A 14,507-nucleotide genomic window follows, 5' to 3' on the forward strand; every position below is an offset into this window, starting at 1 on the left:
AACAATAGGTCAGCAAGATTCGTAGTGATACCCCGCCTCGCCCTGTGGGATGACGTCCCGATCGCGCAGGATGATCGATATGCGCGCCCCGTGATCCCGGCACGCCTGACGGTAGGCGCCGATGCCGTTATCGGTGTATTCGATCTCGTACACCTGGTCGCCGTAACGCCCGAGATAGGTGCCGCACTCGTCGTACACCGCGCATTCCTCGGTCACCGCGAAGTCGAACCCGATGCGCCGGCCGTCGAAGTCGGCGGCGTTCTTCTGCCCGATGGCCAGGCCGCTTTCATGGGCCTTCACAACCAGGATTTGGGCGTACGCCACGGCGTGCTCCTCGGAGAGCAGACCCCCGGACCGGGTGTACGAGTCGAGGTTGTCCGGCTCGACCGCACGGAACCCGCTCGCCGCGCATCCGGCGAACCAGCCGCCGACGATCTCGCCGAGCGCCGCCCGCTTGGCCGGGGTGGAGATGTCCAGGAGATGTTCGCCCGGCCAGTCCGGGTCTTCCTTCTTCAGGACGAGGTCGGGATGCTCCGCCTGCCACCAGTCGTTCTCGCCGGGCTGGGTCTGATAAGCGTTCACATAGCAAATGCCGTAAATATCGGGCAGAGCCGGGGCGGTTCGATCGCGGTCGACGATCGTGACTCCGGCCGCCGGCTGATAGGCGCCCCCGAGCTGGTAGTCGAAGAGCCCGTTGGCCGGCGGCGCCGCCCATCCCCGCGCCGCCGCCGAGTTCGGCCCGGAGGGGGACCGCACGGGCTCAGGGTCGGCGCCATCGCAGGCCGCCGCGGCCAGAACGGCGGCGATCGACGCCGCCGCCAAGATCCGTCGCATTTCTCTACGGTAGGCGGTCACGATGCGGGCGGGACCGGACAAGGGCAGAGACGTGAGAGCAGGCACCGAACACGAGGAACGCTTCCGCCGCGTCTACGACAGCCATTTCGACTCGCTGCTGACCTATGCCCTGCGGCGCGTCGAGCAACCCGCGGACGCCGCGGACGTGGTGGCCGAGACGTTCCTCATCGCATGGCGGCGGGACCGTGAGCTGCCCGCCGGCGACGCGGCCAAACTCTGGCTCTACGGCGTGGCCCGCAAGGTGCTGGCCAACCACCATCGCGGCGGCGTCCGCCGGCAGCAGCTCGGCGAACGGATGCGGCAGCGCCTGCGGGTGGCGACCGCCCCCGACCCGGGCCACGAGGTGCCCGAGCGGCTCACGGTCCGCGCCGCGCTCGCGCAGCTCGCCGAGATCGACCGTGAGGTGCTGATGCTGACGTTCTGGGAGGGCCTGGAACCGCGCGAGACGGCCGAGGTCCTCGGCATCAGCGCCACCGTGGCCCGGGCCCGCTTGTCCCGGGCCCGCGCCCGGTTCCGTGACCTGATGGCCCCGGCCGGGCAGGTCCTGGGCATGAAGGAGGGGAAATGACCGGCGAGAACTACGACCAGATGCTGCGCGACGCCAACCCGCACCGGCCCGCCACCGTCGACCTCGACGGCGCCGACCAGGAGCTCCTGGCGCAGATCGTCGCCGAGCCGGTCCGCCGCCGGCTGCCGTGGGCGCTGGCCGCCGCGGGCGCCGCGGCGGCGGTCGTGGTCGCCGTCGTCGTGGCGTTGCCGGCCACCTCGACCAGCCGGCCCGAGCCACCGGCGGTGTCGGTGAGCCCTTCCGCGCCGGCGAAGCCGAAACCGGAGCCGACGACGGCGTCCGGCGACGTCTCACGAGCGGCCGCGGGAAGTCCGCGCCTGTTCCCCGGCGCGGACTGGACGGTCATCCATCTGGCGCCGATCGGCCCGCGGCAGGGCGAGATGGCGTACCGGAAAGGCGATCGTCGTTTGATGCTCACCTGGCACCCCACCGCGCATTACGACACCTACCGCAAGGACCGCTACAAGACCAAGGAGAAGGTCGCGGTGGCCGACCTGACCGGCTATCTGGTGACGATCGGCGGGAGCGGCTTCGACGTGGTGACCGAGCCCCGCGACGGCGTGTTCGCCGAGCTGCGCAGCGATGACAGCTGGACGCGCGAGGAGTCCCGCTCGTTCCTGGCCGGGTTCCGCCGGGTCGACGTACCCACCTGGATCGCCGCGGTCACCCCGATGGTCGATCCGTCGGGGGCGTCCGCCGACCGGGTGGCCGAGGCGCTCAAGGAAGTCCCGCTCCCGCCGAGCTGGCGTTCGGACGGCCTCGGCACCCCGGAAACGGACACCGCGGTGGTCCGGCGGGTCGTCTGCAGCTGGCTCGCCGAATGGCAGCGCGCCACCTTCGACGACGACCACGACGCCGCCAAGAGGGCCGTCGGCGCCCTGCTCACCAGCCCTGATTGGCCGGTGGTGCAACGGATGGAGCCGGGCAGCGCACTGCCGCGCACGATCAAGGTGGTCGCCCGCCGCATGGCAGACGGCCAGGCGGACGACCTCGAGGTGGACAGCTATCGCCGCACCTTCTGCGGCCAGAACTAGCCGAAGAGCGAGCCGCTGCGCTTGCCCCCGAAGCAATGCCGCGCGTGATGGGCCATGCGCGCGGCATGCTCCGGGTGATCACCGAGGGACGAGATGCCCTTCGCGAAGTCGAGCTCGATGAGCCCGGTCAGGTGGGCCAGGTAGATGTCGAAGCCCGGGTACCACAGGCCGTACTCGGGGATGTCGCGGGCGAGGTCGGCGTAGTAGAAGACCGGCCACTCCCCCTCCGCGTCCGGCTCGCTCGCCACCAGCACGTGGTGCAGGCCGACGTCCTCGTTGGGGCTGGGCAACGGGAATGCCCTTTCGAAGCGGGCCAGGGATCGCAACGACGTGTCGCTGAAGATGTCGTTCCACGAGGCGTCGTCCTCGTCCGGCTCGTCGAGCAGCGCCCGCAGGCGCGACGGCTCGGCGGTGACGGCCTCGATGACGCGCTCGATCATCTGCACGCCGGGCAGATCAGCGGACGCGGGCGTCACCTCAGCGGGCCGCTACCAGATCCCGTACGGCGATCGCGGAAAGCTCGATCTTGGAAAGGAAGCCGATGGCGGGACTGGCCGCGATCAGGTCGGCGTAGTCCTCGCCCGAATGCGTCGAAATCATGATCACCGGGATCGGGGCCAGCCGCGCGGCCAGGTCGAAGCCGCTCTCGCCGCCCAGGTTGATGTCGACCAGCGCGACGTCCGGGTGCAGCTCGGCGGCCCGGCCGAGCGCGCCCGCGCTGTCCTCCGCGGTTGCCGCCACGGTCAGGCCCTCGCGTTCCAGCAGGTCACGGGCGGCGAGGAGGAAATGCTGGTTGTCGTCGACCAGGAGGCAGCGCAATGTCACCTGACGAGGGTGACAGGCCGCGGGCCCGGGCGCATTCCTGCCAGCCGGAAGTTCACACCGGCACGCGGCAGGTGATGGTCGTGCCACCGCCGGGCGGGCTGGCCACCTCGATCGTGCCGCCGAGCGCCGCGATCCGGTCGGTCAGGCCGACGAGTCCCGAGCCGCGCGATGGGTCGGCCCCGCCCACCCCGTCGTCGCGCACGCACAGCTCCAGCACGTCCTCGCCGACGGAGACCTCGACGAGGACGACCGTGGCGTTCGCGTGCTTCACGGCATTGGTGAGCACCTCCGAGACGACGTAGTAGACGCCGATCTCGACCGCCGACGGCAGGCGCGCGTCGAGGCGTACGTCAATCTCCACCGGAAGAGGCGAACGGCGCGCCAGCGCACGCAGAGCCGGCCGCAGACCGGAATCGGACAGGACGGCCGGGTGGATGCCGCGGGAGAGTTCGCGCAGCTCGTCGATGACCGTCATGAGATCGGCGGCGACCTCCGCCGCACCGTCGGCGTCGGTCACCGAGCGCAACCGCAGGGCGAGCGCGACGAGCCGCTGCTGGGCGCCGTCGTGCAGGTCCCGCTCGATCTGCCGGCGGGCCTCGTCGGCCGCGGCGACCAGGCGGGCGCGGGAGCTGACCAGCTCGGCCCGGCTCTGCGCGTTGGCCACCGCGATGGCGCAGAGCTCGGTGAACGCGGCCATCCGGGCTTCGGTGTCGTCCGGCAGCCGGCCCTCGCTCGAGCCGACGGCGATCATGCCCCAAAGGCGGCCGTTGGCGTGGATCGGCATGCCGACGGCCGAGATCAGGCCCTCGTCGGCGTATTTCTGCCCGCCCGGCAGCTCGCGGAAGTCGTTGATCCGGCCGATCTTGCCGGTGCGCTGGACGCTGGCCGTGAGCCCGGCCGGCGGATAGCCCTCCCAGCGCTCGCCGACGCGCACGTGCGGGCCGGTCGTGCCCTCGTTGGCCAGCAGCGTGACCGTGCCGTCCAGCTCGTACCGGAAGAGCCGGGCCGTGCTGCCGCCGAAGTGGCGCCAGATCTCCTTGCAGACCGCCGCGAACACCTCTTCGGGTGGCACACCCTGGGCGACCAGCAGCGCGAGCCGGCGCAGCTGCACCAGCGTCTCGGCGTCGTCCATGTGTCCGTGCACCCGTCGAGGCTGCCATCCGGCGGCCGGAACCCACAAGATCGGCCGTTTGTCGTACCGTGCCTGCGATGGAGAGCCGACGGGTGGTGAGCGACGACGAGGTGACCCGCGCCGGGTGCCGTTTCTTCCTGGCGCACGGGACCGTCGAGATGAGCCGGCTGGCCGAGGACATGTGCGTCAGCAGGGCAACCCTCTACCGGATCACGCACAGCCGGGACCGGTTGCTGGGCGACGTGCTGTGGCGGCTGGCCGAGCGGATGCTGGCCGACGCGCGCCGCGAGTGCACCGCGACCGGCGCCGAGGGCGTGCTGGAAGTCACGCGGCGCTTCACCGAGCGGTTGCTCGCGGCCGAGCCTTTCCGCCGGTTCCTGACCGCCGAGCCCGAGGTCGCGGCCCGCGTCCTGATGACCGGGGCCGGCCGCGTCACCGAGCGGGTGGTCGCGGCCCAGCACGAGATCTTCCGCGAGGCCGGACTGCCCGAGGCCACCGACGACCTCGCCTATCTGTACGTCCGGATCATCGAATCGGCGCTGTACGGCGAGCTGGTCGACGGCCGCAATGCCGATCTCGCCCTGGCCGAGCGGGTCCTGAAAGAGATCTTGAGACAGCTGTCGCACGATCCCCGGTGACCATGGTGTTACAGATCGACTAACGCTTATGGTTCGGCGTGCCCAAGCCCCGAGCCCTGTGGCTGCTGGCCGTGCCGACGGCCGCGCCCTTGATGACCCCCTTCGTGAACCGGATCGAGCCCGCGTTCCTGGGCGTGCCGTTCTTCTACTGGTACCAGTTCGCCTGCGCCTTCCTGGCCATCGGCGTGCTCACCACGGTCTACCTGATGACGGCGGAGAAGAGATGACCGACGTCACCGTCTTCGTAATCCTGATGGTCGTGGTGCTGTCGGCCGGCTTCCTCATGGCCCACCGCGGCCAGGCCCGGCACCGCGAGACCCTCGAGGAGTGGGGCGTCGCCGGCCGCGCCTTCGGCAACTGGACCACCTGGTTCCTGCTCGGCGGCAGCATGTACAGCGCGTACACCTTCATCGCCGTGCCCGCCCTGACCTACGGCATCGGCGCGATCGGCTTCTTCGCGGTGCCGTTCGCGATCATCACCGCCCCGCTCACCTTCGTGCTGACCACGAAGATCTGGTCGGTGGCCCAGCGGCACGGCTTCCTGACCCACGGCGAGTTCGCCGGCGCCCGCTTCGGCTCGCGCCCGCTGAGCGCCCTGATCGCCGTCACCGGCATCCTCGCCACGATGCCGTACATCGCCGTCCAGCTCATCTCGTTGCAGGCCATCCTCCGCACGATCGGCCTCGGCGGCGAACTGCCCCTGCTGGCCGCGGTCGGCGTGGTCTCGATCTGCACGTTCCGCTCCGGCCTGCGCGCGCCGGCCCTGCTCTCCATCGTCAAGGACGTGCTGCTGGCCTGGATGCTGCTGACGGCCGTGCTGATGGTCGCCATGTTCGGCGGCTGGGACAACACGTTCCACCAAGCGGGACAGCGCCTGCCGGCCGGCCTGCTGCTGCCCGACAACGGCCAGCTCGGCTTCCTCACCCTGGTCATCGGCTCGGCGCTGGCCATCTTCGCCTATCCGCACGCCCTGACCGGCATGCTCGCGGCCAAGGACCGGGCGACGGTGCGCCGCAATGCCGCCGCCCTGCCGATCTACTGCCTGGCCCTGGCCCTGATGGCCCTGCTCGGGTTCTTCGCCCTGGCCCGCGGCGTGACACCGCTGGACGGCGACCTCAACACGGTCATCCCCCGCATGATCCAGGAGTACTTCCCGCCCTGGTCGGCGGGCGTCGCGTACGCCGCGCTGAGCATCGCCGCGCTGATCCCGGCCGCGGTCATGTCGATCGCCGCGGCGAACTGCTTCACCCGCAGCATCTACCGGCCTTATCTGCGCCCCCAGTCGTCCCCGGCGGAGGAGGCGCGGGTCAGCCGCTGGACGTCGCTGGCGGTCAAGTTCGGCGCGGTGGCCTTCATCCTGCTGCTCGACCCGGCGTATTCGGTGGAGCTCCAGCTGATCGGCGGCGTCATCATCCTGCAGACGGTGCCGGCGGCCGTGCTGGGCCTGCTCACGAACTGGTTCCACCGCAAGGCCCTCATCGTGGGCCTGCTGACGGGCCTGGCCGTGGGCGTGGTCATGCTCTACAACATCCCCCGCCTCGATGCGACGGGCCGCGTCGCCGAGGCTCACTTCGGCGGCTCGAGCTGGTCCTTGGGCGACGGCCGCACGGTCTACGTCGGACTGGTCGCGCTGGCGGTCAACCTGCTGGTCACTGTCGCTTTCACCGCCCTGCTGCGCTTGGCCGGCGTCCCTTCCGGACCGGACGCGACCCGCCCGGAGGACTACGACACCGACACCGACGACCCGCGCCAACGCCGCCTCGACGCCCTGCTGGACGGTCTGCCGCGCCAAACCATTCATTAGAGGTACGGGCTCTCGAACAGCACCGGGAAGCTCCCCCACGCACCGTCGTCCCTCGCGCTCTCGTCGTGCGTTCCGGCCGGTGCGTACCCTCACCCTAAACCCGGACATTTCACCCATATAATCATTTCATGCTGCGATCCCCGATGGTGGTCTCACTCCTGGCCGCGCCCGCCCTCGCACTCACGGCGGCTCCCGCCTTTGCCGCCGCGGCAGCGCCGGATGCTCTTCCCGCTTCGTGCCCGGCGGTGGTCACGGCTCCCACCGCCACCAGCGACCACCTCACCTCGACCGGCGCCGGCCTGCACAAGCAGACCGTCACGGTCGACGTGCCGCCCGGGTGGCGCATGACCCTCGACAACCGCGACCCCTCGTACATCCAAACCGTCCTCGTCCCCGACGGCTTCTACACCCAGGACTCCCCGCGAACCGTCACCTACACCCCGAAGCTCCGCTTCATCGGCACCGCCGCCCCCGTGACGATCCGCCTGAGCGCCCCCGACGGCCGATCCCGCACCGTGACCTACTCCGCGACGGTCACCTGCCCGCCTCCCCCGTCGGCCCCCGACCACACCACGACCGGTTCCAGCCGCGCCTTCCAGTCGGTCACCTTCGCCATCCCACCGGGCGGCGTCATCGGCCTGGCCGACGGCCAGCCCTTGCACCTCCCCCAGGGCGAACTTGGCCTGGCCATGATCTCGTCGATCTCCACGATCCCCGGCCAGCCCCACGACGACACCCTCATCGGCGCCGCCGGCACGCTGGTCTTCACCCCCACCCGCGGCGCGTCCGGCCCGATCCCCCCGGTCCGCTACACGGTCACCGACTCGTACGGCCAGACTTCGACCGGCCTCTACACCCCGACCATCAAGGGCTACTAGGCCGATTCGCGAGAAACCGCCCACTTGCAGGGCTTTTGCGTGATTAATTCTTCCCAGCCGCACCGTCGCGGCCATTGTCAGGAAGAGAGCCCTATGCGCATCAGCCATTCCCGCCGGCCGGTTCGGGTGACCGCCGCCGTCGCCGCAGTGTTGCTCGGCGCCGGCGGCATCGCCGCCGTCGGTGCCGCCGCCCAGGCCCGGCCGGCCGTGCCCGCCTCCGTCGCCGGCCTGTCGCCGGAGCTGCAACGGCTGCTCGATCAGGTGGGACGGCACGTCTCACTGCGCGAGCTGGAAGCCGACGGCACCCTGGCCGGCCTGCAACGGGCCACCCGCGAAGCCGATCCGAGCAGCCTCGACCTCACCGCCGAGGAGGCCGACCGGCCGCGGTCCGGCAAGGTGGCCACGCCGGGCGCGACGTTCGACATGGCCTGGTTCGAGCGCAACCTGCGGGCCGCGCTGACCAACAGGACCGTCGGGTACGCGTACTCGATCGGCAAGGACGGTCAGCTGGACCGGCAGGCCGGGGTCGGCTCGGCGCGGGTGGCACCGGACAACCCGGTCACCGCCCAGTCGGCCACCAAGGCGATGACCATCGCCAGCGTCAGCAAGCCGGTGACCACGGCGGCCGTGCTGCGCCTGCTGGAGCAGAAGGACATCTCGGTCGACAGCGGGATCGGGCCGTGGCTGCCGTCGGCCTGGAAGCGCGGCGCCGGCGTCGACAAGATCACGTTCCGGCAGCTGATGACGCACACCAGCGGCCTGCTGCAGAACTACCAGACCGCCACGAACACCACCGGCGGCAAGTCGACCGGCTCGTGGGACAACATCCGCATCGCGATCGGCCAGGACCTGGGGTCCAAGAGCTTCAAGTACGCGAACATGAACTTCAGCATCTTCCGGATCATGGTGCCGAAGATCGCGTACGGGGTGGACCTGAGCCCGCAGTACGACGCGCCGCCGGCCGACGTCACCCCGGCCCAGATCGACTACCTGACCGGGATCGTGTTCCAGGGTTACCTCAAGCCGGTCCTGGCGCTGGCCAAGGCCCCGGTGGGCTGCGCCAACGCCGACGCCAACCCGACCAAGCTGTACGCCTACCCGACCGGCGGCCAGGCCGGCTAAGGCCCGCAGGACTACACCACCGGATGCGGCGGCTACGGCTACAACATGTCGGCCAACGGGATCACCTCCTTCCTGTCGCACCTCCGCTACACCGACAAGGTGATCTCGGCCGGCGCGCGCAAGCTGATGGTCGACGAGAACGTCGGCATGTACTCCTACACCGGCGCTTACGGCACCTACCACGGCCACAACGGCGTGTGGACGCAGTCCGGCAACCGGGGCATGCGCAGCTGCGCCATGTCGTTCCACATCCACGTCGACGCGTCGCTGCTGGTCAACAGCCGCGGCGACTACCCGAGCCCGTGCACCATCCTGCTCGACGCGTTCGACAACGCCTGGCACTGAACCGCGTTCAGGCGCCAGCCGCTTCGACGAGCGCGTCCACCGCACTCTCGTACTCGTGCTGCTGCGGCGTGGCGTATCCGATCACCACCCCGAGCGGGGCCTCCTCCGGGCGGTGGTAGAAGGTGCTGAGGCCGTCCACCGCGACGCCGTTCTCCCTCAGCCGGTCCAGCAGTCGAGCCTCGTCGCGCGCGGGACCGGGAAGATGCAGAACGGCGTGCAGACCGGCCGCGATCCCGGACAGCCGGGCGCCGGGCAGCCGCGCCGCGACCACCCGCCCCAGGTGGTCGCGGCGGTGGCGGTAGCGCGCCCGGCACCGCCGGAGATGCCGGTCGAGGTCGCCCCGGCGGATCAGGTGAGCGAGCACCAACTGGTCGATCACGTTGACGTGTGCCTCGTCGTGGCGCAGCGCCTCACGAAGGGCGGGGACGACGCGGGTCGGCGCGGCCAGCCAGGCGATCCGCAGGGCCGGTGCGACGGACTTGCTCACCGTCCCGGCGTAGACGACGTCGCCGGGCGCCAGCGCCTGGAGAGCGCCGACCGGCTGCCGGTCGTAGCGGAACTCGCCGTCGTAGTCGTCCTCGACGACGAGCGATCCGTTGCGGCGGGCCCAGTCCAGCAATTGGAGGCGCCGCTGCGGCGCCAGCGTGACGCCGAGTGGGAACTGGTGGGCCGGGGTGACCACGGCGGCCGCCGCGTCGCCGAGGGCGCCGACGACCAGTCCGGCCTGATCCACAGCGATGTGCTCGACCCGCAGACCGATCTCCGCGGCCATCGCCGGATAGTCGGGCAGGGCCGGATCCTCGAAGGCGATCGAGGCGCCGGCCCGGCTCAGCGCCCGGCAGACGATCCTCAGCGCGTGCGTGTACCCGGCACACACGATGATGTGCTCCGGCGTGGTGATCACCCCACGCGACCGCCCGAGATATTCCGCCAGCGCCTGCCGCAGATCGGCGTGACCGGTCGGGTCGCCGTAGCCGAACACCGAGTGCGGCGCCGATTGCAGGACCTGCCTGGTGGCGGCGAGCCATTCACGGCGCGGGAAGGTCGCCAGGTCGGGCAGACCCGGCCGCAGGTCGAACCCGTCGACCGGGGGCCGGAACGACGGGGCCGGGGGCAGGACGGGGCCGGGGGCGGCCCCGGGCCGGGGCGCCACGCGAACGCCCGACCGGGGCCGGCTGGTCAGGAAACCCTCGGCCGTGAGCTGCTCGTACACCTGAGTGACCGTGCCGCGGGCGACGCCCAGCTCCAGTGCGAGAACGCGGGAGGAGGGCAGGCGGTTGCCGGGCGACAGCCGGCCGCTTCGCACCGCTTCTCGCAGAGCGTGCTCGAGCCCGCCGCGCAGCCCGCGCGCCCGATCGATCCGCAAGTGAAGATCCAGGCCGATTCTGGCCCACTGATCCGACATGCAACTGGACTATATCGATGAGCCAGATGATTCCTAGATTGACGGCATGAAGCACCTTGCGGCCGCGATCGGCCTCACCACCCACCTCGTCGGACCGGCCCGGCCGGCTTCGCCGGCATGCCGCCGGCGCCGGTCATTCATGCGCCGGCTCCTATTCAGACATGGACCAACCTGCTCGTGAGCCAGACCCTGGGTCGTCTTCCCGGCGGCCGCCGCGCTCGCGCCCGATTCGCCCGCTGCGTCATGCTGAGGTCCAGCGCAGCTGATGCTCCTCGTCGTCCTCTCCGACGTGGACGAAGCCCAGCCGTTCGTACAGTCTGCGGGCGCCGGCGTTGTCCTTCTCGACGCCGAGGAGCAGCGGCACCTTCTCCCGGCGGGCCGCGTCCTGCAGACCGCGGATGATCGTGGTGCCGATGCCCCGGCGTTGCCAAGCCGGCAACAGCTGAATGCCGGCCAGCCGGAGAAACGCCTCCCCGCCGGTTCCGCGCACCAGCCGCAACCGGCCCACGACCTGCCCGCCGGCCACCACCACGGCGAGCACATTGCCGGGATCGGCCTGCTCCACGGTCTGACGACTCCAGCCGGCGAAGCCCTTCCGCCAGTCGGCCTCGTCGGCCGCGCTCATCTCAGGCCGGCGTCCCTGCGCCTCGGTCGCGGCCATGACGATATCGGCCAGGAGCTCGGCGTCGTCCACCGTCGCGGGGCGAAGAGCCAGGCTCGCGTCGTCGTCAAGCAGCCGGCTGAGCCACGTCATCGAGCCTTCCCCGCGTCGTCGGGTATCCCCCAGCGGGCGAAGCGGGCCCGGGCGTGGCGTTCGCCCCGGGCGAGCAGCAGGCGGCGGCCCCCGGGGAGGCGGCCGAGGGCGTGGGTCATGACCATGTTGGCGGCCACTCTCCCCAGGCCGTACCAGGGCGGGCGGTACGGCAGGCCCAGGTCGTGCATGGCCCGGCGGCCCAGGAGCCAGGAGCTGATCGAAAGTGCTCGTTCGCGCTCGAAGCGACGGCGCCGACGGCCGGGGAACTCCTGATCGGTCATGGCGATCAGGGCCTGGGCGAGGGCCCGGCTGTTGTCGTCGGGCGGCGGGTCGTACGACAGGAAGTGGTAGAGCAGCCGGCGGCCACGTTTCTCGGTGTGCGGGAGCCACTGCTCGTCGACGCCCATGAGCCAGCCGATGTACGACCAAACGTGCATCACTGCGTGCGCGTCCCTGCGCGAAACGCGAACACCGAGCAGGCGCAGGTGCAGCAGGAAGCTCGTGCTGAAGACGCCGAGGGTGCTGGCCTGGTCGTACTGGTTGATCGGCGTGCCGCGCAGCGCGGTGTCCCAGGTGGGATCCTCGGCGAGGCGGGCGTTGACCAGGGCGTGCATGACGCGGACGTGCAGCGTCAGGCGGAAGCCGTCGCGGCCCGGTTCGAGGCCGCCGGGTGCGGTGACGGCCCGCCACCAGATCGAGGTCTCCTTGATGCGGCGCAGGGTTTCCCCGCCGGCCATCCGCCCGGTGCGGACCAGCGGTTCCAGAGCGGCGGCGGTGCGATAGCCGCCCAGCAGCGAGCCGTAGGCCAGCACCAGCCCGGCATCCATGCCGAACGCACGGCACGCTTGCGCCCCACGCTCGAGCAAGCGATCGTCAACCCACGCGGGACGCTCCAGCACAGCCTCGAAAAACGCGCGGACGGCCACGGGGGCGGAAGCGGCCGCCGCAGGACCGGCCGCGTCAGAGTTGGCTACCGCTGAGGCGCTCACCTCAAAAACGCCCGCCCCAGGACTGGCCACCGCGGACGCCGCCGCCACGGAGGCGCCCGCGGCGAAGGGACCGACCGCGGAAAGGCCCACCCCGGCCGGGCGGACCACGGAAAGGCCCACCCCGGCCGGGCGGACCACGGAAAGGCCCACCGCGGCGGGGCCCGCTGCGATGGCGCGATGCAACTCGCGGGCGGGGACGGCCCGTACCAGAGCTGCCGCCAGCTCGTCCTGCTGCGACAGCGCGTGGCGGAGGGCCTCGAGCTCGTCGGCGCTCGGCTGGGCGCCTCGGCCGCAAAGGCGGCGCAAAGGGGCGGCGGCGCGTTCGCTCCATGCGCGGTCTTGAGCGAAACGAGCAGGAGTCGTCATTCGAAGAGCTTGCGGATCTGCTCGTTGAAGGTCAGCACGGACAGGAAGCCGAACAGCAGGAACGACCAGACGAGCGCGGCCATGCGGCCGATGCCGGGGCGGATCTCGGGCGGGAGCAGGCGACGGTTGATCAGGAGCAGGAGGGCCGAGTAGATGAACATCATCAGGCCGCCGGTGACGGCCGAGATGACCAGCAGGACCAGCGGCTGGGTCACGCCGGACAGCAGCACGACGATGCCGACCAGGACCAGGCCCCAGACCAGCGCGAAGTAGATCTTGCTCTCGTGGAAGGACTTCAGGTACGCGGTCTTGAGCACGTCGGCGGCCAGGCGGCTCGTGTAGTCGACGATGCCGAGCGCGGCCGCGAACAGCGAGAAGGCGCCGATGATCCAGAAGAAGGTGCCGAACCAGCCGCCGACCGCCTCGTTGAGGGCCGCGCCCTCCGCTTTGAGGAACGAGATGTTGTTGGTCAGTCCTTCGTCGCCGTAGACGGTGGCGTAAGCCAGCATCGAGGTGAAGAAGATGGTGAGAAACGTGATGAACACGAACGTCGTGAGTTGTTCGACGTTCGCGAAGCGCCACCAGCGGCGCCACCGGCTCATGTTCGCGTCGGTGGTCTCGAAGATGAAACCGGTCGACGGCGCCGCCTCGAGCTGACCCGTCACCGGGCTGACGATGCGCGGAACGTACGCGCCCATCCCGAAGCCCTTGTCCCGGATCCAGTTGCTCTGGCACAGGTTCTGGCCGCCACCCGCGCCCGCGAAGGCGAGAGCGCCCATCAGGAGCGCGAAGCCCAGCTCCTCGTACGGAAGCCCGGCCTTGGTGATGATCTGCGGGGCGTCGGCCCAGGCCGAAGCGCCGATCGCGGCGAACGACCCGACCGCGAGCAGCAGCAGGACGGCCGCCACCTTCACCATCTCGATCTTCTCCAGCGCCTGGTAGACGACCGGGGCGAGGGTGAGGATGACGCCGATCAGCAGCAGGAAGCCGATGGCGATCGGGGTGACGCTGCCGCCGACCAGATAGGTCGTGAGGGTGGCCGAGCTCGTCGCCCAGCCCGGCCAGATGTTGGCGAAGTAGGCCAGGATCGCGAAGAACAGCCCCCAGTGCCGCCAGTAGCGGCTGAAACCGGTCAGCGCGGTCTCTCCGGTGGCGAGCGTGTACCGCTCGATCTCCATGTTCAGGAAGTACTGCGTCGCCAGGCCCACGAACGCGGCCCAGACGAAAACCAGACCGACTTGCGAGGCGATGTACGGAAACAGGATGAACTCGCCGCTGGCCAGCCCCACCCCGGCGGCGACGACGCCGGGCCCGATGACGCGGCGGAAGTTGGCGGGCGGATCCGGAAGCTCGCGTACCTCGTGCGCGGGAAGGTGCTTGGTCGGAGACACCATGGACATCAATCTATGCTTACTCGTAGATCAGGTCCATCCTGTCGGTGCGCCCCGACCAGGTGAGAGTCAGGCGCCAGCAGCCCGCCCGCGGCAGATCGACCAGCGACGGCCCCGGCCCGCCCGCGACCTTCTGCTCGACCCGCACGTCCGTGCCGTCCAGCGCCGCCGCGATGACGAGATCGCCGCCCGGCTCGGCGGATTCCCGGGCCACCCAGAGGATCTTGTTGGCGCGCCCCTCAGCGGGCGGGCTCTTCAACGGCGCCCCGAACACGACAGCCAGGATCTCCCCCTGCTCGCCGTACACGTGCGGCATGCCGGCGCCGTCCCAGCTGAACCCGCCCCGCGCCCATTGCGGCAGCGCATCCGTCCGCACATCGGAGGCACACTTCGAAACAGGC

Annotated in this window: 17 protein-coding genes; 8 read left to right on the top strand and 9 right to left on the bottom strand. The window is 70.6% G+C overall.

Features of this window, described 5'->3' with window-relative positions:
* Positions 1-9: 9 nt before the first annotated feature.
* The gene (locus CRP55_RS35625) at positions 10-834 is read right to left on the bottom strand and encodes an endo alpha-1,4 polygalactosaminidase (RefSeq protein ID WP_097326189.1); all 825 of its coding nucleotides are present in this window, start codon (positions 832-834) and stop codon (positions 10-12) included.
* 52 nt (positions 835-886) lie between these two features.
* On the opposite strand from CRP55_RS35625, the gene CRP55_RS35630 reads away from it, so the two are divergent.
* Both CRP55_RS35630 and CRP55_RS53440 read left to right on the top strand, forming a co-directional pair.
* The gene (locus CRP55_RS35630; RefSeq protein ID WP_097326191.1) at positions 887-1,423 is read left to right on the top strand and encodes an RNA polymerase sigma factor; all 537 of its coding nucleotides are present in this window, start codon (positions 887-889) and stop codon (positions 1,421-1,423) included.
* On the top strand, positions 1,420-2,457 hold the full coding sequence (locus CRP55_RS53440; protein WP_097326193.1) for a hypothetical protein: 1,038 nt from the start codon (positions 1,420-1,422) through the stop codon (positions 2,455-2,457). The genes CRP55_RS35630 and CRP55_RS53440 overlap by 4 nt, the downstream gene beginning before the upstream one ends.
* On the opposite strand, the gene CRP55_RS35640 is transcribed toward CRP55_RS53440, so the two are convergent.
* Genes CRP55_RS35640 through CRP55_RS35650 form a run of 3 tightly spaced genes read right to left on the bottom strand, consistent with a single transcriptional unit; the run spans position 2,454 to position 4,426 of the window.
* On the bottom strand, positions 2,454-2,903 hold the full coding sequence (locus CRP55_RS35640; RefSeq protein ID WP_143235133.1) for a hypothetical protein: 450 nt from the start codon (positions 2,901-2,903) through the stop codon (positions 2,454-2,456). The genes CRP55_RS53440 and CRP55_RS35640 overlap by 4 nt on opposite strands.
* A gap of 31 nt (positions 2,904-2,934) precedes the next feature.
* Positions 2,935-3,282: a response regulator gene (locus tag CRP55_RS35645; protein WP_097326197.1), complete on the bottom strand. Its 348-nt coding sequence runs from the start codon at positions 3,280-3,282 to the stop codon at positions 2,935-2,937.
* A gap of 52 nt (positions 3,283-3,334) precedes the next feature.
* Complete coding sequence (locus CRP55_RS35650) at positions 3,335-4,426, bottom strand: GAF domain-containing sensor histidine kinase (protein WP_245923582.1); 1,092 nt, start codon at positions 4,424-4,426, stop codon at positions 3,335-3,337.
* 65 nt (positions 4,427-4,491) lie between these two features.
* Between CRP55_RS35650 and CRP55_RS35655 the strand changes: the two genes are divergently transcribed.
* The 6 genes from CRP55_RS35655 to CRP55_RS35680 all read left to right on the top strand — a co-directional run bounded on the left by CRP55_RS35655 (position 4,492) and on the right by CRP55_RS35680 (position 9,201).
* Positions 4,492-5,052: a QsdR family transcriptional regulator gene (locus tag CRP55_RS35655; protein ID WP_097326201.1), complete on the top strand. Its 561-nt coding sequence runs from the start codon at positions 4,492-4,494 to the stop codon at positions 5,050-5,052.
* Between the two features lie 38 nt (positions 5,053-5,090).
* Positions 5,091-5,279, top strand: coding sequence for a DUF3311 domain-containing protein (locus CRP55_RS35660; RefSeq protein WP_101536228.1), 189 nt, complete (start codon positions 5,091-5,093; stop codon positions 5,277-5,279).
* Entirely contained in the window at positions 5,276-6,856 is a 1,581-nt protein-coding gene (locus CRP55_RS35665) for a sodium:solute symporter family protein (protein WP_097326202.1), read from the top strand. The genes CRP55_RS35660 and CRP55_RS35665 overlap by 4 nt, the downstream gene beginning before the upstream one ends.
* A 128-nt stretch (positions 6,857-6,984) precedes the next feature.
* Complete coding sequence (locus CRP55_RS35670; protein WP_143235135.1) at positions 6,985-7,734, top strand: hypothetical protein; 750 nt, start codon at positions 6,985-6,987, stop codon at positions 7,732-7,734.
* Between the two features lie 93 nt (positions 7,735-7,827).
* Positions 7,828-8,856, top strand: a complete 1,029-nt coding sequence (locus CRP55_RS35675) for a serine hydrolase domain-containing protein (protein ID WP_097326204.1) — start codon at positions 7,828-7,830, stop codon at positions 8,854-8,856.
* Between the two features lie 45 nt (positions 8,857-8,901).
* Positions 8,902-9,201, top strand: coding sequence for a hypothetical protein (locus tag CRP55_RS35680; protein ID WP_097326206.1), 300 nt, complete (start codon positions 8,902-8,904; stop codon positions 9,199-9,201).
* Positions 9,202-9,208: 7 nt separating this feature from the next.
* Here the strand turns inward: CRP55_RS35680 and pdxR are convergent, their stop codons facing one another.
* From pdxR to CRP55_RS35705, 5 genes are all read right to left on the bottom strand, one after another.
* Positions 9,209-10,606, bottom strand: a complete 1,398-nt coding sequence (pdxR, locus tag CRP55_RS35685) for a MocR-like pyridoxine biosynthesis transcription factor PdxR (RefSeq protein WP_097326207.1) — start codon at positions 10,604-10,606, stop codon at positions 9,209-9,211.
* 241 nt (positions 10,607-10,847) lie between these two features.
* On the bottom strand, positions 10,848-11,360 hold the full coding sequence (locus tag CRP55_RS35690; protein WP_097326208.1) for a GNAT family N-acetyltransferase: 513 nt from the start codon (positions 11,358-11,360) through the stop codon (positions 10,848-10,850).
* Positions 11,357-12,715, bottom strand: coding sequence for an oxygenase MpaB family protein (locus tag CRP55_RS35695; RefSeq protein ID WP_245923583.1), 1,359 nt, complete (start codon positions 12,713-12,715; stop codon positions 11,357-11,359). The genes CRP55_RS35690 and CRP55_RS35695 overlap by 4 nt, the downstream gene beginning before the upstream one ends.
* Positions 12,712-14,109 (bottom strand): Nramp family divalent metal transporter, encoded by a 1,398-nt coding sequence (locus CRP55_RS35700; protein WP_218854782.1) that lies wholly within the window; start codon positions 14,107-14,109, stop codon positions 12,712-12,714. Before CRP55_RS35700 ends, CRP55_RS35695 begins: the two co-directional genes overlap by 4 nt.
* Positions 14,110-14,125: 16 nt before the next feature.
* Complete coding sequence (locus tag CRP55_RS35705; RefSeq protein WP_245923584.1) at positions 14,126-14,482, bottom strand: hypothetical protein; 357 nt, start codon at positions 14,480-14,482, stop codon at positions 14,126-14,128.
* Positions 14,483-14,507: the final 25 nt, after the last annotated feature.

Origin of the sequence: Paractinoplanes atraurantiacus, assembly GCF_900215205.1 — a bacterium.
GTDB classification, from domain to species: domain Bacteria; phylum Actinomycetota; class Actinomycetes; order Mycobacteriales; family Micromonosporaceae; genus Actinoplanes; species Actinoplanes atraurantiacus.